Below are 18,369 nucleotides of genomic sequence, written 5' to 3' on the forward strand. Positions count from 1 at the left end.
ACCGTTAAACAAGGTGCTCTAAATCATATTCCTGCAGCACAGGCCGGAGCACTTGGTAGGCATTGCTGCTGTTTCGGGCGAGCGTGTTGAATTCGGCCACCCGCTTCAGCTCCGCCTGGATAAGTTTTCGCGCATGCCCTCCGCCATCGTGGGTGCCTGGCGGAAGGACAACAATGAAATCGAATATGGTCGCCACCTCTTTGCCCGGGCTTCGACGCAAAATTCGACCGCGACGCTGAATGAATTGCCGTGGATCACGGGCACTCGCTAAAATGTAGGCAGTGCTGCAAGCAGGTACGTCTATTCCCTCGTCTAGGCATTTGATCGCAACCATGCCGTCGATAAGGCCGATTTTGAAGCTATTGAGGATTGATGCCCGCTCTTTGCGGGGCTCCCGCGAGGTGAAACGAGAAATTCTCCATCCCATCTGATCGAGGATCTGGCTCACCACTTCGATTTGACGCCCCGCGAAACCGCGCTCCAAATCGTCATTGTCGTCATCGTCATCGTCATCGAAGTCGGCGGTCAGATCGACAGTGCCATCGCCACAATAGAAGAGAGTGTGTTGTTGCCTTCGCTTGCCGTTCAACACAGATCGAAGTGCCGCAATCTTGTTGTGGGCCGACGCGACGATGCGCGCCCTTTTCATCAAGAGTGCCTTTAGCCCTTGGCTCGGCTTGTTTGCTAGCGCCTCGCGCGCAAAAAGGCGCGCGATCTCGTCGGAAACCTCGATGAAATCAGTAGCCTCCTCGGGCGTGAGTTCGACGATCGTCGGGTGATAGTCATAGGGAGTCAGCACCTTGTCGCTGATCGCCTGTGCAAGCGTGTAGGTGTAGACCGTCTGGCCATAGTAGGCAGCCAAGCGGGCGTTTCTATCGCCGTCGAGATAATGCTCTGGCGTTGCAGAAAGGCCAATGCGATAAGCGGCGTTTCCGGGGAGAAATCCGACGTAGGCCTCTGATGCGTGATGATGGCACTCGTCGCCGATCCACAGAAATTGCTTGTCTGGAATGCGAGCGATTGCGCTCTGAAACTCGGGGCTTTTCAACGTCCGGTTTACCACGACGATGGCAGCGAAGGATTGAGCACCGAGCCGAATGTTTTGCACCGTTTGGATGAGGTCCTCCGACCACTGCGACTTGGCGACATAGCACCGGACCGCATGGATATTGAATTGCTCCAATATGTCGCACCATTGGTCCGCCAGATTCTGATAAGGAACCGCGATCACGACGGTCAGGCCTGGCACTTGCTTGGACATCTGCACGATGCCATAGACTGCGGTGATGGTCTTGCCGGCGCCGGTTGCGAGGTCGAAAACTCCCACAAACGCGCCTTTTTCCGCCCAGGCATTAAGGGCATCGCGCTGGTGCTCCCGAATTTCGAACGGGTAACCGTTGATCGTCTCAGGCAATATGGGACCGATCGGCCTTAGACTGACATTTTCGTCTGCGGCGGCCGCTTGCAAACGGCGGGCAATCGCAGCCTCTCGCGCGGGGTCGGGCGGGACATCCAACGCTGCTGATACCTCCAACAGCTTTTCTCGGATCGCCGTTGGCATATCGAGCACCGCTGTGCCTCGGCTCCGATTTTCCCACAGCCGCTCGAAGCTTTCTCGATGTGGCTGATAATAGGATTCGAGCTCAGGCTTCCAAGTTGGAAACACATCGATCGACTCATAATTATGAGTGGGCAGCAGCGCATGCGCGCTTTCATTGGCGGACCCTGCGAAGACGAAGGCATCTCCCGTCGCATCGGTGATGATGCCGATCTTGTCATGATACATCCCATGGGCGCGCAGGGCGATTTTGATTTCCATGCGATTGTGGGCGACAAGCCAAGCCAATGTGGCGAAGCGTTCGGTGAAGAGGGGATCTTTCGCCTCCTCGATTTCTGCAAGGAACTGCTCTCCAATCCGGGATGCTAGTGCCTTTAAATCCTCGCCCCGTTTCACCGCCTCGATATCTCGCGCGTCAGCGAAAGCGCCCAGGATCAGTCGGATGTTGCCGCCATTCGTTATGAAGGTCGATAGCGCCTGCGCGGCGTAGGAGAGGGTCGAGCCGGAGAAAAATCCCACCGCACGATCATAGCTCGACGCTATCGAGAGTGCTGGAAAGTAGAAGTCCTCCAGAATGTTGTCCTGGTCCGACTTGTAGACGCCTTTTGCGGCAATATCGCGCAGCATGTCAAAATTTGACGGCGGCTAGATCGGGCTCTGCCTTCGGCACGATCAAATACTTCAGATCGTGTAACATCCCCATCAAGGCACGATCGGGATATTCGCCACCAGACCGCAGCAGAAAGTCTTTGATGATGGCAAGCCCGCCATTTGCGTATTCCTCGAAAATCTCTGCGCAGCGCACTTCTTCGCCTTCACGCAGAATATCCGTATCCTGTGCCTCGGCCAGAGCGATAAGGAAAATGAGGTGTTCGGCATCCCCGCGCTCGAACTGCTGATAGGAGATGTCTTCAACTCCTTGCGACCGATCTAGCGGCGTGCGGCGCCCCTCCGAGTAGCCAAGTAAGGCGGCGAAGCAGAGAAGCTCGCGGATCGTCGGAAAGAGCCGTCGATCGGAATCGGGAAGTGGCATCGCGGCCAGCCTCTGGACGATATCCTCGTAGACCCTGCTGCGATTAATGTTTGGAGCCCGCGCAACCATTGTTACTTCACCTCCACGATTTCGGTACCATCAGCGGGCTGATCGAAGAGGCTGGTCTCGTAATCCTTACCACGAAGCTGCTTTACCTCGCGCGCGCCCTCTTTGCGCGCACTCTTGTTGGTTCGCACAAGAACATATTCCTTTCCAATCCTTTCCCGCAGTGCTTCTACCGCGCCCCCCTTGGCTTGAGATCCAGACACCATCAGAACAACTTGGCTTGCCATGCGCGGGACATATTCACCCGTCGTCTGTCTGTAGCTTTCATCAAGCTGACCAAAAGGAGAGTCCAAAACCAGAGGAGCTACGGTTCCGCGCAGGAGCCGATGATCCTGGGCATTCTGGCGAAGTTTGGCAAATTCGACGAGCGCGGCAGTAAAGGCCAGACCCAGGAGTTGATTTTCGCCGCTGGACTTCGGGAGCTGCGTTCCGGCCTCGTTGACCAAGGAGACGCCATATTCATCACTGAGCTTAAGCTTAAATGTCTTGCGGGAGGTGGCCTGAAGCACCTTGCCGATGCTCATACGCAAGATTCTGCGAGCCTCCTCTTCTTCCTCCTGTAATTCGGCCTCAAGGCGCTTTTTCAAAGTGTCGCAAACGGTGTGGCGCTTCACGAAGATGCGCGCGCCGTCGTCATCTTCCGCCTGCCGCCGCAGCTCATTCTGTTTAGCAGCCTTGTCCGATTCGGCTGCTACGATCCGATTGCCGAATGCGCCGATACTGCGGTCGATTTCACTGAGGCGAGCACGCAGTTCATTGCGCTTTGTTTCGCGCGCGGCGATCTCACCGAAATCGATCCCCTGTAGCTTCTCGGATATCTCTCCGAGTTCAGCCTCCGCTGATGTCACATCGGTCCGCGCGGCGAACAGCCGCTTATTGGCAGCGTCCAGCCGCCCCGGCGCACGCTCTCGTTCGGTTTTCAACTGAGAGATTATCGCGCGAATGCCGTTAAGGCGGCTTCGAAGAGTTGCGTTGGCCGCCTTATGGAGGCGGCTTTCCACGTGAAGATAGGGAGCTGACCCCGGCACCAGCTCTGCACCACAAATGCATTCTTCCATCTCGAGAAGGTCTTTGACGAACTCCTCATTATAGGGCGATGGAATTCCGCCCTTGTTCTCCTGGGCCTGCAAATGGTCGAATGTCTGTTCGGCAATGCGCGTGGATACAAGGAAGCGGCCATTATCGCCGAGCCATTTCAAAACCTCGTCTTGGGCGTCCTTCGCCCGCTTGCGCGCGCCAAGAAGCTGTCGCTCGACCCCGTCGCGCCGACGCTGCAACTCCTTCGCCGCGGCCGAATTTCGAAGCTTCGCGTCGATATCGGCGATCTGCTGATTGACCGTGTCGGTCTCCTGCTTGAGCCCGTCGACAGCGGATTTAGCCGAAGCGATCTGTCCGTCGAGCGTCTCAATCGCCTGTGATAACGAACTGATTGACGCGCTCGCCCGCGTCTTCGGCATCTGCTTGCGATAATAGCTCGCTGCATCTTCGAGGTCCGCTATGGCGGTATTGATGAGATTACAGCCAAGAATGTCCTGAACTGCTTTTCTCACGCTGCCCCGATTTTCCTCGCCAAGAATGAATTCGGCGTGTTCGCCATCGAACAAGAAGTGGCCCACCATGGTCTTGGGGATAACGGTATTTATGAAGCTATCGGGATTATCGATCTGGTGGCTGTGACCCTCATCCATTCGCATAATGGAGAAGGCTCGTTCGACAGACGACCCCGGAGCGGGCGCATAGCGCCGGGCACGGTAGCGCTTGTCGTTATGCTCGAACAGCACCTCGACGAACGCCGAGGTGCTGCCAGCCGCCATCGCGTCATGGTTGACAAGGTCATGCTTGCGTTCGAATTTCGCGGTGGTGAGGCCGTAGAAACACCAAAGCATCGCGTTGAGGAGCGTCGTCTTACCCACACCATTCTCGGCGTGGATGAGCGTCACATTTTCATCCTCATCGGTGGAAAGGGTGAGAACATGCTCCCCAAAAAAGCAGCGAAAATCTTTAAGCGTGATCTCCTCGAGCCACATCGTCAGCTCTCCCCTTGCGGAGTAGCCCGATCAACGATGTCTCGTAGCCGACGACGACGCTCGGTTTCCTTGTTCTTATTCTCAAAGTAGAATTCGCGCTGAAGCTCGACAATCTGGGCAATCACGCGCCGCTGCTGATCCTCACTAATCGGCGGACTGTCGTCCATCTCGCATTCCCCCTGAATTTGCACTGACGACAAAGTCTATAAATTCTGAGTTTTCGTTAACAGCCAACCCAGCAAGGTGAGAAAAAGCCATTTCGGTTGTAATCGTGATCGCTGATGTAGGACTTATTTGTGACAGGTTAGGCAAAGTTTACCGGTACCATAGACGGCGTCAATGTCTATTGCCTCTTCGTCTGCAAGCATGTTTCGAGGGCGCTTGGCGAGCAGTCGTTCGACCCGGCGCGCATGGTCGGCGCGAATTTGTTCGAGCCGTTCTGGGCGCGATAATTCATCAAGCGACTCTCCATGACTCCAAGTAAATGGCGACCCGTGGTCGAGTGCGTTCTTTTCGTAGCTTTTGGCTTCCTCAAACGCGTCTGGATGTTCATCGAGCAGGCGTGCCCACTCGATCTTCTGCTGATAGAAGCAGAAAGTGCAACCGCTGCGCGAGCGCCAACGGTAATAGTCTGGCAGACCAACACCGGCAGATTCCAGTAGTTCGGTGACGGCCGCTTTATCGATTCCCGCCGACCGGAACGGCAAATGGACCCGCAGGTTGTCCTGTGGTGATACATAGCCTTCCCGATAGTCCTCGTCGGACCGAATGGCGACATAGCTGTTGATCCGTTCACCCGCCTTAAGCGCCGGTTTCAACCATTCCTCAAATGGCTTAATCTTCAGCTGCCGAGTACACCAACGCGTCTGCGGAGAAGGCAGAAAATTTTTATATTCGGTAAGCCAGAAGTCGAAGTCTCGATCGGGATTGAGCCGAAGGATGGGCTTACCGAGGAAGCCCTCAAGCCGGCCCAAAAACTCATAGACCTCCGGCAGCTCCTTGCCAGTATCCGTAAAGAAATACTCGAGGTCGAGTTCGGGGAAATTCTGGCGCATGTAGACAGCGAGCGCGGCACTGTCTTTTCCGCCGGATATGCCAAGGACGTGCCGTTCGATCATTCCGGTGTCACCATGGTACGGGTCTCGTCTATGTCGGCAGCATCGGCTAGGGCCAATCCGAGATGAGCAAGCGCACCCAGCGCAATATGTGAGCTTGCTCCTTCAAGCCCGATCAGCGCCTCAATTTTGGCAGCAAGATCCCTAGCCGCCTCTCTTTCTTGGGTGTCGAGCTCAAAATGCGGAGCCGCAGGCGCTGGATAGCTTGGATCGCTCAAATATACCGTCATTGTGATGCGACCATCGGCACGGCCCTTGAGATGAGCAAGGCCCTCTGCTCGCAAAAACTGTTGTGCCAGGGCTGCAATTTCGACCTTAGCCGCGTCGATATCGCGATCAACCCAGTCCCTAGGCGGCTTGTTGGCAGCCAGGCTCGCAATACCTTCGACCTCGGCGAGATCTCCATCGAAACTCGACAGGCGCGTCGCCAGAGCGTCCAGACGGAAATTGCCAGACAGCCCGCGTACATTATCCGCGCGCTTGTGCAGATTCGCGTAACTACCATTCAGAGGAGGGCTGAACCGCAGTTCCGCAAACATAGTTGATGCTAGATCGGTGAGCATCTCCGCGTAAGCCGACTTGAGTTCGAGGATGGACTCGTGGACCATAACAGCCAGTGGGTCGCCACTGCGACTCATTTGCCTGGGCAGATCCTCGAATAGAAGCTGATTGGGATCGCTCGAATTTTTGCCAAGGTTTCGAAGTGTGGTGGCACTATCTGATAGCAAGGAAGTTCGCAGTGTCCAGTTCGGAAGCGCGCGCACCTGCTGGACGACCGCGCGAGCGACCTCCAACGGCGTCGGATCGATCGGCTCATGGCCGGAAAGGCGCTCAGCCAAGCCAGCAATCAACTTCGTATCGAGATCGCTCAATTCAACGGAACGCATACGAACCGCGCTAGCATCCTGTAACAGGCGGTCGACGAGAAAGCCATCCAACTGCGGTCGGAAAACTTCATCGAGATAGGTCGCGATGCGTTCGGCTCGGGTGAGCAGATAAGCCACGCCCAGTATTCCGAGCAGGCCATCGCGAACGCCAAAAGGAGCCTGTCGCCAAAGCGCAAAAATCTCGGCGAGCGTACATCCTTCGCTATCAGCCTCGAGCGCTTCATCAGCTGCGCGCCAGAGCGGCGCCAAGCCGCTTTCATCGACATCGTCCGGGGCAACGAAAGCAAAGCCGCCCTGAACCGATGGGGCGTAAAGCCCAGTGGACTCAAGCAAGCTGACGAAAAGTCCTGCTTCAGGCGGGAAGCCCTTCAGGCCCAGGCGTTCGACACCACGCTGTTCGACCATCGCCCGCAACAGTGACCGTGTTGCCGCCGCAGCATTTGACGAGGGCTTGGTCCGGTTGACGAGTTCATTGCGAAGATGGGGAGTCGAAGGATACCGCCAGTCAGCAAGACGCGACGCCAGCACACTCAATGCGGCCGGACCGGCAAGCCCAGTAACCTTGTCGAGGTCAGCATCTGCGGGTCCCTGCCAATCGACCAGTTCCAGGGCATTGCTAAGCCGATCGTCAAGATCAGCCGAGATTCGGGAGATGCGCGCATCAACCTCCCTGCGCGCGATCGCATCGCCCTCCAGTTCGGGGCGATGCGCCCTCACATATTCCAGGCATGCCAACTCAGCGCCCAGCTCCCGCAATCGGTAGCTGTCGCGGGTCCAACCGATAATGACAAGATGTTGGCCTGCTTCTGCAGCGGCGGACTTCACGATCCGCTTTGCAGCCTCCTTGCCTTCACCGTTCGCGCTCACAAGAACCAGAAATAGACCCGCTGAGCCGGCAGCAGGTTTGTAAGTTCGGACGCGTTCGCCTGCGTCGTGCAAGGGGGCAATATCTACCTCGAACCAGCGCAAGGCTCCCGTGGTCTCATAGTGCCGCTTGGCCAATACGGGTTGAAGCGCGGCCTGAGCCGCGAGCTGCTTGAAATTTACGCTAATGCCGTTGGCGCGCGCCTCTTCGATCGCTTTCTCGATGTCAAAGTCGCTGCCAGCATAAATAGCATAGCTGTCACTATGCTTCCGGAAGACGATGACCGACCAAGCTATCAGGTCGGCTATCACCTTGTTGAACATTGCGTCGCCAAGATCCGCGGTCGCATGTTGGACCACGTCCGGCGTCGGCTGGAGCCCCGACCGATCTTTAAACAGATCAAGCAAGGCAATTGTTTTTAGAACTGAGAGATGACGCGCATCGCCGCCACGAACCTCGCACCGTTCGACGGCGTCTACCGCAGTTGACCATCGATGTCCGTCGGGTGAGGCAAGGATCGCGGGCTCGAGATTGGCGCGCAGATAATCCCACAGGCCGGATGGTTCAAAAAGCCCGCCGCTGGAGGGACTTTTGAGGTGATCCTGAAAACCGAAGGGTTCGGCCGACGTAAGGAAACCGAAAATACTCCTTTGGCTTTGTCCAAAACGGCGCCGCGATAGTGGGCCAAGCATCGCGGCGGTAAGCGGGTGTAGTGGCCAACAAGATGCGAGGCGCGAAGCTAGCACCTCCGTCTTATCAACGCGGCCGCCACGAACGGCAGACGCAACGGTCAATACAGTCGCATCCACGCTTAAGGCGTGTCCGGGCGCCTCGATAGCGCGCGCAATAAGTTCGATTTGTTCATCGCCAGCCAAGCTGATCGATAAATCAACGAACCGCCCTTGAACCTTAAGCCACTCGTCGCGAGCCTGCCTAGACAGACGGTGCGCATATTCGTCGAAGGCCTGATGCAGAATTCCTACGACAACGAGTCTGCCGTCGGACCGCGACGATATTTCGGCCAATTCCTGGAAAACATGGATATCGCCTCCATCAAGAGTGGCATGCTCCAGGAATTTGCCCATCTCATCGATGATCAACACGAGACCCTGGCCACTTTGCTCTTGTGCGACACGACCAATCCAAGCGGCAAAGCGTTCCTTTGGTTTCCTCGTGACATCGGTTCCAACCGCCGCAGCGACGGCCGTTGCGATGACGTCTTCAGGATTGGATCGCTGACCGACTACCGGTACGACGGTCCAAACGCCGGCCCCCTTGCGGAATGCATCAAGCAGGTCCCCTACGTCTCGGGGTTCGCCGGTTTTGAATATCTTTTTGACTTCGGCCTTGCCGCAGTGAAGCAGGGCAGCCAACGCCAATGCGAGGCTAGACTTGCCGCTGCCGTAAGGGCCTGTCCAGGTGAAAGCGCCATGGCGATTGGCGACGCGGTGCCTAGCCATGATCAGCAATGCATCGACCGCCGATTGCGTCAGAACATATCCGTCAAGCGCCGCGGAATCGGAGATGTCCGAATCGACACGGATTGATCGCGTGAAACGCCGGGCCACTTTTACGTTGGAGAGATCAATGGCGGTCATGCGGCGATCGCTCCGAGGTCGCGGACCAGCATGGCGCGGATAAGTTGCCATGCATCAATGCCTTCAAGATCATGCGCGTAAAGCTGCCGCATGCCAGACGACTCATCCCAGCGCAGAGCGCCGTCGGTTAAGCCGTCGAGTCGGACTAGACGCTCTGCCACCGACTCTTCGTCCAAGAGGAAGACCTGCCCAGGGGAACCGCGCTCAAAAGTCAGGAAGTCGACGGAGAAGGATCGACGGTCCGGGAAATAAGTGCGCCAGAAATCCACGAGCGCAAACAGGAACACCTCGTCCGCGAGAGAAGCCTTCGGGCCGCGACGGAATCGATATTGCTCGCCAACTCCAGCCTTCTGGATAAGGCCAAGCTCGGCAAGCGGGCATTCGATGCTATCTTCGGGCGCACGCCGGGCGCCGCCAGCGGCTGCAAAGTAAGTTCTAACGAGGCACTCAATGTCGCGGCGAATAGTGATGTCGCTGATCGTTCGGCCATTACCGAGGCGTCCTGACTGCGACAGCTCGTCACATCTGCGCTGCAGCCGGCGGCGCATCAACTCGCGATCGAAAGCCGGTTCGTGAAATTCGTTGAAGGCCCAATGCCAAGCCGTGGCACGTCCTGGCTTTGAGGCCAGCGCCCAATGCAGCATCCATAGAGAGCCGGGATGCTCGAGATAAGTGTCTAGCCGTTCACCAAAAAGCAAATCTCCAAGCTGTCCGCGCGAAATTCTCGAGGATCGTTCGCCTGGAATATCTTCCGCACAAAGTATACCTGTAGCAAGTGCCCAATGCTTTATAGACAAGACCATGTTTCGACCTACGCCGAATGTGGCGATCGCCTCTTCTTCATTAAAGATAGCGCCCATGGGTTCTCCGGACTTTTCTTCCCGGATAACAGCATCGTAAGCTTTTTTTAACCACCCGTACCGAAGCGGAAATGTCTCATGGCCCGCAAATTGCAGCCTTGCTTGGCTTGAATCGAGAATGCTGCGCGTCATATTTTTCCACTGGATAACTGTTCCAGTTGAATGCAGCCATTGACCCTCGTATGTCAACCTTTCCCTGGTGACACTCACCAGGCAGTAGGACGACACTGTGCCGGATACGATCTACCTCGATAATCAAGCTGCAACGCCCATCGATCCGGCAGTCCTTAAGCTGCTGAATGAGGGTATGGCAATCGAGTTTGCCAATCCAAGTTCGGAGGATCACAAGCTCGGATGGCGCGCGCGCTCTGTTGTAGAGGATGCTCGCAGTCGCATCGCGGATTGCATCGGAGCAGATGCAGAAGAAGTGATTTTCACATCGGGCGCGACCGAAGCAGACAATCTCGGTGTCCTTGGCGCCGCCCTCGGGGCTCCATCGGAGCGGCGGCGCATTTTGGTTGGCGCTACGGAGCATAAAGCAGTCCTCGAGTCTGCTGCGGCCGCGGTCGCTTATGGATTTGCTGTCGAGATTATACCCGTCAATGGGGAAGGATTGATCGATCCCAGCTATTTCCTGTCTCTGTTGAAGCCGGATGTGGCGGTCGTTTCAATCATGGCTGCAAACAATGAAATCGGTACGATTCAAGATGTCGCAAACTTAGCGCGGTTGGCGTCAGCTTCGGGCGCCTTCGTGCATTGCGACGCTACACAAGCGGTTTTGGCGATGGACATCAATGTGTCGGAATGGGGGGTCGATGCGGCGAGCTTCTCAAGCCATAAAATCTATGGGCCAAAGGCTATCGGCGCGCTCTACTTATCGACCGTCGCTCCATGGCGACCAAAACCTCTGATGTTCGGCGGGGGGCAGGAAGCGGGGCTTCGCCCGGGCACGATTCCCGCTCCCTTGTGTGTTGCGTTTGCTGAAGCCATGGCGATCATTGTTCGCAAAGGTGCCAAGGAGCGGGCAGACATTGCAGCGCTCCGCGAACAGCTTGCAAGCGGGCTTCGCGAGATTATTCCGGATCTTGTCGAAACGGCGTGCGCTGTCCCTAAGCATCCAGGTAATTTCCACGTCCGTTTTCCAGGGATTAATGCAGACGATCTGTTGAGCCGACTGCAACCTGACATAGCCGCCTCGACAGGCTCCGCATGTACGAGCGGAAAGCTCTCCCCATCGCATGTCTTGCAGGCGATTGGCATGAATTCTCAGGAAGCCTCAGAGGGAATCCGGTTCTCCATCGGTCGTTTCAACACTGAAACTGAAATCGACTTGGCAATTGCGATGATCGGTGCCGCGCTCACTCATATCGCGGCCCGCTGACCGTAAACCGCCTATTTCCCGTTTGCCCGCATACAGACCAGGTATAGCTTCCGTCCAAGGCGCTGCTTATCGAGGCTGACGTCTGAGCGTACGGACTCGTTCCCAGGCAGGCAATGGCTGCGCCAGCAATTCACGAAATGGTTGGCCCTGACCGGCCGCGCCCGAATTGCCAGCTGATACCGTCCGTCCGCATGACCCCGGACGCCGTCTTACCGATGTTGCGCTCAAGTACATCGCGCCAAGGGACGAGGGTAAAATCCCGCGATCGTTCGACAACGGCATAGCTGCCGCTTTCGAGATCAATGCGGCGAGCAATTATGCCCTCGATCCGTTCGCCGTTTCGGGCAGGCTCGAAATGCTTGCCGACACCGTCTGCAAGCCGATCGCCAGCCTTGCGCAACTCGTGCTTTTGCAATGTATCCATCGCTCGGTCACGCAGGCGGAACTCGGCGCCTAGACCATCGCCCAATTGCTGCTCGACCAGCCACTGCCGCCGCGCCACCAATGCGTTACGAACCTCACGCCCGAAACCGATATCTCGCGCCGCGCTGCCGGATCTATCGGCCAGTTCGCGATCGAGCCATGTCGGCGCGTCTTTGGCTGCAAGCTCGGCAACCGGCGTTCGGGACAAGACCGACAGGACTACTGGCCGGTCGCGTTGCTGACGCTGCGCATAAGCCTCGGCTCGGGCGAGATGATCGCCTGGGATAGTCCAACTGCCGTCTGCCAATCGCTCGGGTCCAACGCCGGCGCGTCTCATCGCTTCAAGCCGACGAACATGACTTGCGGCATAGGCTTCACTGGCTTGGGCGTCATGCGCCAGGTGAAGATCGACCGAATAGCGCCCACCGTTGGCGCGTGCGACAGCATCGACCGTACGATCTGCCTGCGTCACTCTCGCGCTCGTCGGCTCAATCCGCACGGTCGCATTCTCAGGGACCGATGGCACAGCATCACCCCGGCCGATGTCTACATAATGGACCCGCCCATCGACGCCGTCGACCATCACATAATGACGGTCCCGATGCTCGTCGGAGAAGCCTCGCTGAATCAACCGGCCAATAATCGGTTCGCGGACATCTGTCGTTATCACCTGCTCGACGCCGGCTCGGTCCAGCCGACGTGCCGTGAGTTCGCGCTGCATGAGGCGGATAATGTCACCGCGTTCGCCCATGCGGCGGAGCGTATCTTCTATCCCGTCGGCCAGACGGTAGCGCCCGCCGCCGACATCCTCGGCAAGCTCCATCGCCTTCAGCTTCCGCAACCGTCCGGCCGCCACGGACTGCTGGAAAGGATCATTGTCGGCGGGCGACACCTCGCGATCAGCATCCATCCGGCGGAGCAGTCGGCGGTCGATCGCAGTCAGCCGCTCCTGGTCGACATCCTGGCGAAGACGCGCCTCGATTTCCTGGTCGGTACGGGGGCCAAGATCGAGGGTCACCAGTTCGGACGCGCGCTCCCGCAGCCCATGAGAAATATACTCCCGCGCGATGATCAGATTGTCGCCCCGGTCATCGACGCCGCGCAGGACGATATGGGTGTGGGGGCGTTCGGTGTTGAAATGGTCGACCGCGACCCAGTCGAGCTTCGTGCCAAGGTCTTGCTCAACCTGGGCCATGAGGCGCCGGACATAGGGCTTGAGGTCGGGATATTCTGCCCCATCTTCAGCAGAGACAATGAAGCGAAATTGGTGGCGATCACCAGCCGTACGTTTCAGGAATTCGTCGCCATTGGCCTGGTCAGTTTCCGGGCCGTAGAGTTCGCCTGGCAGACCCTCGCGAGTGACCCCGTCGCGCTGGATGTAGCGCATATGGGCATGGGCAGCTTGGCCGGCCTTGCCACCGAGCCTCATAAGGCTCGCCTTCACAACCGCGCGGCGTCCACGAAAGCCGCCTAGCCGGTCGCGACTGGAAAGGAGGCGCCCCATGCTCGCACCGCGCCCGATGCGGCTGCCATCGAAGCGCCGCGACTTAATACCCGTCTTCTTACCGGCAAGCCGCGTCGCCGCCAGGATCCGTCCACCATATTTGAGTGTGCGCTTACTATCATTGCCGCGCGTCTTGCCGAGCTTCGGCGTGAGATCGTCGTCAGGCATAGCAACGCCCTCCCATCTCGCGAGCATGGCCATAAATCCGCAGATTGCCGCCATTCATGCCTGTAATGTCTCGCGACGGCGGCCAGCTGTCTCGCGAAAAAAGGATGTGCAGACAAAGACTTATGCAGAGTCGATAGACAATGCCTTTATCTTGTTTCCCCTTTCTCCCCCTGCTTCCATCCCGGCTCAAAAAAAGGGGAGAGACGAACGCCTTGCGCCGCCGCCTCTCTCCGCAAATTTCCGGTGTGTCAGTGCGCATCGAACATCGCCTTGCGCGCCTGCATTTTCGACCTGTACTGGCGACATCCAGTCATCCCATGGGCCTGCGCATCGCCATCCACGAGCATGGTGGCGCAGAACCATTCCCCATTCAGCTGCCCGCAGATCGCTATCCGGTCGAGTTCAAAATCCTCGTCGTCGGCGCTCTCATAGGCGCCGATCCAGCGCTCCAGGGCCCTTGCGTCCCAGTGAAAGTCGACATCCTCGGCATCCAGGAAACCTTGCACCAAGGCCTCCCCGACACCGCGTCCAAACTCCAATTCCAGTCCGGCAACCAGCGTGTCCAACATGCGATCTGACGCCGTTCCGATGCCCTGAACCATGCCCATGATGATCTCCAACGCTACCGTTCTCACTATCGAGAACGGCGTCTGGGGGACGGGTGGCGGAGGGGCTGTCAGGGCCGCGGAGCGAAGCGTAGCGCCGCGAAGCGGACGTGGGGGGAACCGATTTTCGCAGAAAATTGGGGGGCACCCACGGGCCTTGATAGCCGCTTCGCCACCCGTCATGCTGGGTCTGTCGAGACGAGCTTCCTTCCTCTCGGTTGAGCGCATCATCACCTCATTTCTCCTGCGACAAGGCGATAAAAAGCGGCGATGAAGGCGGGGCCGCCTGCCCATCTAATTGGGCCGCACCACCATCCTTGCGCACGACAAAGATCGACAGTGGCGGCCTTGGCCGGGCGGCGATACCGGTCGAAACCGGCGCAGAAGACGCAACGCTCGCCATGTAGCCGACGGTCTCTGTTGGTAGCGATCGGCGCCCGGTGAGATGCTCGATATAACGGCCAGGGCCCGCATTATAGGCTGCAAAAAGCCCGGGATAGCCGAAGCGATCATACATCAGCCGCAGGTAGAAAGTCCCTGCCAGGATATTGTCGCGGGGATCATCAGGATCATCTCCAAGTCCGAGACGTGCGCGCATCTCGACCCATGTGCCAGGCATCAGTTGCATTAACCCCATGGCACCGGCCGACGAGCGGATCGGGCGCCCAGCGAGATGTGTCCGCCCTCGACTCTCGGCCTGCATGACCCGCTCGATCCACGCCGGGGGCACACCGAATCGGCTCGATGCCTCGTTGATGAACGGTCGCCATTGGGTAACGGTCTGGGCGGTTGCCGGCACTGCGAAGAGCAGTCCTCCAATCGCCAACATCAGCCTCAGCGTGCCCACAGCAACTGCGCCTTGCCGACGACCTCGCCTCCCTCTGTGACGCCAAAATAGCGACCGTCGAAAGATGCCGGCGCATCCATCAAGAGGAAAAGCTGCCGCCCGCGCAGCCGGATGCAGCCTGACCAGCGCGGCATGATGCGCCCCGCGCCGTCGCGCGTGCTGCGCGTCGCGATCCGTCGCCGATTGAGGAAGATTGCGCTCCCCAATGCGCAGACCTCATCGCCGGCGACAGCCACCACGCGCTTCACCAGTGGCACGTTCATCGGCAGATAACGGCGCTGTGCAGCTATCTGCCGGAAGCCCCGGGGAAGCCGCGCGATCACCATGTCGCCAGGGTCAATCTCGGCACCGGGCCGGACCCAATAGAGGCCGATCGGTGCACTGGCGCTGACATTCCAAACGAGGCGTGGCGTGGGCGGAAGCGCTACCGATGCCAGCATGATGAGTGCACCGATGCCTGTGACAGCGATGCCGCGACCGAGCCGCCCGCGCCGTACAGATTGAGCGCGCAACACCTCGCCCCATGCGAGAAGCGGCGCGTCGCTAACGCTGGTCCGACGCCGGCTCATCGTTCAAATTCCCGGCCGGCATGGTCACTCGACCAGTTCTCCAGGTCGTCGATATGATATTGGACGAAGCGGCTGTGGCGACGAAAGACCGGCCCCTTTCCCATGCGCCGGAGCCGCTTCAACGTGCGGGCCGATATCTTCAGATAGGCTGCGGCTTGGTCGGTATTGAGGAAGGGAGAGCCCCGCTTGGCGCGGTTGGCTCGCTGGATTTCATCGTCGTCCATATGCCCGTCATCCCGGTGCGAGGCGGCCGCAGAAGCGCGGGCCGCGACACCAGGCATGCAAGGGCCGACACCGCGTGAAGAGTGTCGGAAGCGAGGATATGAAATTCGACACCCTCTCGCCGGATAGGCCCCGCGCCTTCTGGCGCGGGGCCGCAGGGTCAGCGGGACCAGATGAGCTTGTGCTCGCCTTCGTCTCCCTGGATCAGGGTCGCATAAATCGGCGCCGGGAAGGACGGATCGTCGAGCTTGAGGCTCAGATATTCGGCCCCGGTTTCGCGTGCGGCCTTGGTCCAACCCGCCCCGAACTCGACGCCGCCGGCATTCACGCGATGGTCAGGCGCCTTGTCATTCTCACGCTCGACGGGCCGGATGGTGGCCTTGACGCGCAGGGTCAGGGTACGGATTTCGCCCGTGTAGATGCCGTTCTCGCCGCGGATGAAGCTGCCGATTTGTGCCATAATAACCTCCATTCAATGGTTCGATGCCGCCCCATGCGGCCTCGATGCGGTTGTCAGGCTGCAAGTCTTCCGACGTGCATCTTTAGGCCGGAGCGAAGCGGAGGACGGCCCGAGCCAAGCTTCTTGTCTCGCGAGGAAGGCGCGGGAACCGCGCCGGGGAAGAAACTTGGCGAAGCCGTTGCACGGCAAAGGAAGGCTTGCGGCAGACCGCGATCGATCGGAGCCGCTGGGGCAACATCACCAGCAGAAACTGGGGTGTAGGCGGACGATTCGGGACAGTCATAGTGATGGTGAGAACGTCGCATCGCAGCAAATTCGAATACTCCGCCTGCTTGATTGGCCTCTCTGCTGACATGAGCTAGACGGCTCAACAAAGGGGGGTGGCAATGACAGTATTGGATCAGGTTCGCGGGTTAATTGAACGGCTGTCGCCCGACCCGATTTGCGACGACTGCATCAGCGAGCGACTTGGCCTTTCGGTCCGACAGCATGCGAACCACAAGACGCGCGAGCTCGCCGGCACAGGAGGGTTTGAGCGGCAGAAAGACGCTTGCTCAATCTGCGGCGGCATCAAGATCGTCATCCGGAAACGCTGATCGCTGCGCTTCGATGCTCGACTGAACCGCGCGCCGACGCCCGGAACGGCGGCGGCGCGCGGCCGGATTTTCAGGCGAGGAAGCGAGCGGGTCTCCCCGCCCGCACCCCTCGTGGATGCCTCACGAAGGCTTCCTCACTGCACGCATTCACTTCGCAGGCAGTGCCGCTTTTAGGTCTCCTTCAGCCGGATTGGGCGGCACGACGGATCAAGGTTTCAGCCCAGAGAATCGAACCCGCGCGGCGCGACCAATTGGCCCATTCCGAGAGAGACAACTCGCTCCTGAAACCCGTGTCACGCTCAATGAAGAGGCCGTAGGGCAAGCGGATAGCGGCAAGCTCAGACAGGCTGAAATAGCCCAATTCAGGGCAACCGAAGCCAAGGTCGGCAATGCCGAAGAGGGCGTCGCCATCCTCTGCGAGTTCCGTTGCGAGCCATGTCGCGGCCCCAATCGGATTGAACAGCTTGATGACCGGCGGTGGATCGAATCGCTCGCCCTTGGTCTCATGTGCTCGACGCGCAATGTCGTTGGCTCTCAACGCGAAGCGCAGTTCCGGGGTGAGGAGCATCATGCCGCCCGACTCCCCGCTTCTTGGGAGGCCTGCGCCTCGCGGTGCCGAGTGAGCAGCCAATCCGCCGCCTTGCTTGCGGCGCTGGCGGCACGAAAGATCGCCCGATTGTCCTCGCGCAGAACGGCCAGCCAAGCGCCGATATAGTCGGCATGGCGAATGGTCGGCTGGATACCGAGCGCGGCGCACAGGAAGGCCGATCCCATTTCCGCGATCAGCTCCTCACGGGCATAGTCCTTGCTGCCAAACTCGTTGCGCAAATCACGCCCTAGCCGCTTGGCATGGCCGGTCGCATGGGTCAGCTCGTGGAGGCAGGTCCGGTAATAATTGACCTGCTCGAAGAAGGCGGGCTGCGGCGGTACCTGCACGAAGTCTGGGTCCGGCGCATAGAATGCCATGTCACCGCCGATGCGAAACTCAACGCCCGATGTGGCGATCACCTCCTCTGCAATCGGCACAATCTCGCACTCGGGCAACGGGGCGGGGTCAGCGGCAAGTCCCGCGCGCAAACCCTCGCACTGCGCAACGTTGAAAACGGTGAAGCGCTTGAGGAACGACACCGCCCTGGGATCGCCCCCCTCACGAGACGCCCGCTCCTTCTCGGCATCGGGCGTGAAGCGGTCGGCATAAACGACCGTCAAGCCGCGCTCGCCCTTACGCACGCTTCCGCCGGCTTCGAGCGCCTGCCGGAATGTGAGCCAGCTTTGCGAGGGCCAGCCATGCTCGATCACAGCACCCCAAAGGATCAGCACGTTGACGCCAGAATAGGGCCGCGCCGTCAGCGCATTGCGCGGTAGGCAGGGGTTGGTTGCGCCATCCTTCCCCCAAGGCTGGACCCAAGGGAGGCGCCCTGCCTCCAGCTCGGTGATGATGCGGGCGGTCACCTCGTCGTAGAGGCTGGCCCGACTGTCTTTCTGGCGATCTTCGCCCACACCTTTTCCACGGACGCGACGGCTGAGAGGTTCACACATGGTCTGTCTCCTGCGCCACCCCAAAAAAGCACAAAGCCTCCCCGCA

Annotated in this window: 17 protein-coding genes; 2 read left to right on the forward strand and 15 right to left on the reverse strand. The window is 58.9% G+C overall.

Annotated features, from left to right (window positions below):
• Window positions 1-4: 4 nt before the first annotated feature.
• The 7 genes from SKA58_RS13745 to SKA58_RS13770 form a co-directional block, all read right to left on the reverse strand.
• A complete protein-coding gene (locus tag SKA58_RS13745) occupies window positions 5-2,185 on the reverse strand; it encodes a DEAD/DEAH box helicase family protein (protein WP_009823056.1) in 2,181 nt (726 codons plus the stop codon).
• Window position 2,186: 1 nt separating this feature from the next.
• Window positions 2,187-2,660, reverse strand: a complete 474-nt coding sequence (locus SKA58_RS19205) for a DNA phosphorothioation-associated protein 4 (RefSeq protein WP_009823057.1) — start codon at window positions 2,658-2,660, stop codon at window positions 2,187-2,189.
• Window positions 2,661-2,662: 2 nt separating this feature from the next.
• The gene (locus SKA58_RS13755) at window positions 2,663-4,684 is read right to left on the reverse strand and encodes an AAA family ATPase (RefSeq protein WP_009823058.1); all 2,022 of its coding nucleotides are present in this window, start codon (window positions 4,682-4,684) and stop codon (window positions 2,663-2,665) included.
• 2 nt (window positions 4,685-4,686) lie between these two features.
• The gene (locus SKA58_RS19905; RefSeq protein ID WP_009823059.1) at window positions 4,687-4,851 is read right to left on the reverse strand and encodes a hypothetical protein; all 165 of its coding nucleotides are present in this window, start codon (window positions 4,849-4,851) and stop codon (window positions 4,687-4,689) included.
• 123 nt (window positions 4,852-4,974) lie between these two features.
• The gene (locus SKA58_RS13760; protein ID WP_009823060.1) at window positions 4,975-5,802 is read right to left on the reverse strand and encodes a phosphoadenosine phosphosulfate reductase domain-containing protein; all 828 of its coding nucleotides are present in this window, start codon (window positions 5,800-5,802) and stop codon (window positions 4,975-4,977) included.
• Complete coding sequence (locus tag SKA58_RS13765) at window positions 5,799-9,149, reverse strand: ATP-binding protein (protein WP_009823061.1); 3,351 nt, start codon at window positions 9,147-9,149, stop codon at window positions 5,799-5,801. The genes SKA58_RS13760 and SKA58_RS13765 overlap by 4 nt, the downstream gene beginning before the upstream one ends.
• The gene (locus SKA58_RS13770; protein WP_083784905.1) at window positions 9,146-10,141 is read right to left on the reverse strand and encodes a DUF4007 family protein; all 996 of its coding nucleotides are present in this window, start codon (window positions 10,139-10,141) and stop codon (window positions 9,146-9,148) included. The genes SKA58_RS13765 and SKA58_RS13770 overlap by 4 nt, the downstream gene beginning before the upstream one ends.
• 97 nt (window positions 10,142-10,238) lie before the next feature.
• On the opposite strand from SKA58_RS13770, the gene SKA58_RS13775 reads away from it, so the two are divergent.
• On the forward strand, window positions 10,239-11,390 hold the full coding sequence (locus tag SKA58_RS13775) for a cysteine desulfurase family protein (RefSeq protein WP_009823063.1): 1,152 nt from the start codon (window positions 10,239-10,241) through the stop codon (window positions 11,388-11,390).
• 130 nt (window positions 11,391-11,520) lie between these two features.
• On the opposite strand, the gene rlxS is transcribed toward SKA58_RS13775, so the two are convergent.
• From rlxS to SKA58_RS13805, 6 genes are all read right to left on the reverse strand, one after another.
• Window positions 11,521-13,485 (reverse strand): relaxase/mobilization nuclease RlxS, encoded by a 1,965-nt coding sequence (gene rlxS / locus SKA58_RS13780; protein WP_037543634.1) that lies wholly within the window; start codon window positions 13,483-13,485, stop codon window positions 11,521-11,523.
• A 248-nt stretch (window positions 13,486-13,733) separates the two neighbouring features.
• Complete coding sequence (locus tag SKA58_RS13785; RefSeq protein WP_232209428.1) at window positions 13,734-14,105, reverse strand: hypothetical protein; 372 nt, start codon at window positions 14,103-14,105, stop codon at window positions 13,734-13,736.
• 220 nt (window positions 14,106-14,325) lie between these two features.
• Window positions 14,326-14,937, reverse strand: coding sequence for a lytic transglycosylase domain-containing protein (locus tag SKA58_RS13790; protein ID WP_009823067.1), 612 nt, complete (start codon window positions 14,935-14,937; stop codon window positions 14,326-14,328).
• On the reverse strand, window positions 14,925-15,506 hold the full coding sequence (locus SKA58_RS13795; RefSeq protein ID WP_009823068.1) for a S26 family signal peptidase: 582 nt from the start codon (window positions 15,504-15,506) through the stop codon (window positions 14,925-14,927). The genes SKA58_RS13790 and SKA58_RS13795 overlap by 13 nt, the downstream gene beginning before the upstream one ends.
• Window positions 15,503-15,730, reverse strand: coding sequence for a helix-turn-helix domain-containing protein (locus SKA58_RS13800; RefSeq protein ID WP_037543192.1), 228 nt, complete (start codon window positions 15,728-15,730; stop codon window positions 15,503-15,505). Before SKA58_RS13800 ends, SKA58_RS13795 begins: the two co-directional genes overlap by 4 nt.
• Window positions 15,731-15,888: 158 nt before the next feature.
• Window positions 15,889-16,188 carry a DUF736 domain-containing protein gene (locus tag SKA58_RS13805; RefSeq protein WP_009823070.1) on the reverse strand — a complete coding sequence of 100 codons (300 nt, stop codon included), beginning with the start codon at window positions 16,186-16,188 and terminating at the stop codon, window positions 15,889-15,891.
• 386 nt (window positions 16,189-16,574) lie between these two features.
• Here SKA58_RS13805 and SKA58_RS13810 point away from each other — a divergent pair, with 386 nt between their 5' ends.
• Complete coding sequence (locus SKA58_RS13810) at window positions 16,575-16,784, forward strand: hypothetical protein (RefSeq protein ID WP_009823071.1); 210 nt, start codon at window positions 16,575-16,577, stop codon at window positions 16,782-16,784.
• 181 nt (window positions 16,785-16,965) lie between these two features.
• Here SKA58_RS13810 and SKA58_RS13815 read toward each other — a convergent pair whose 3' ends face one another.
• Together SKA58_RS13815 and SKA58_RS13820 are read right to left on the reverse strand one after the other, a co-directional pair.
• Entirely contained in the window at window positions 16,966-17,355 is a 390-nt protein-coding gene (locus SKA58_RS13815; RefSeq protein WP_009823072.1) for a DUF2958 domain-containing protein, read from the reverse strand.
• A complete protein-coding gene (locus tag SKA58_RS13820; RefSeq protein WP_037543194.1) occupies window positions 17,352-18,323 on the reverse strand; it encodes an ArdC family protein in 972 nt (323 codons plus the stop codon). Before SKA58_RS13820 ends, SKA58_RS13815 begins: the two co-directional genes overlap by 4 nt.
• Between the last annotated feature and the right edge of the window lie 46 nt (window positions 18,324-18,369).

Source organism: Sphingomonas sp. SKA58 (genome assembly GCF_000153545.1).
In the GTDB taxonomy this organism is placed as follows: Bacteria; Pseudomonadota; Alphaproteobacteria; order Sphingomonadales; family Sphingomonadaceae; genus Sphingobium; species Sphingobium soli.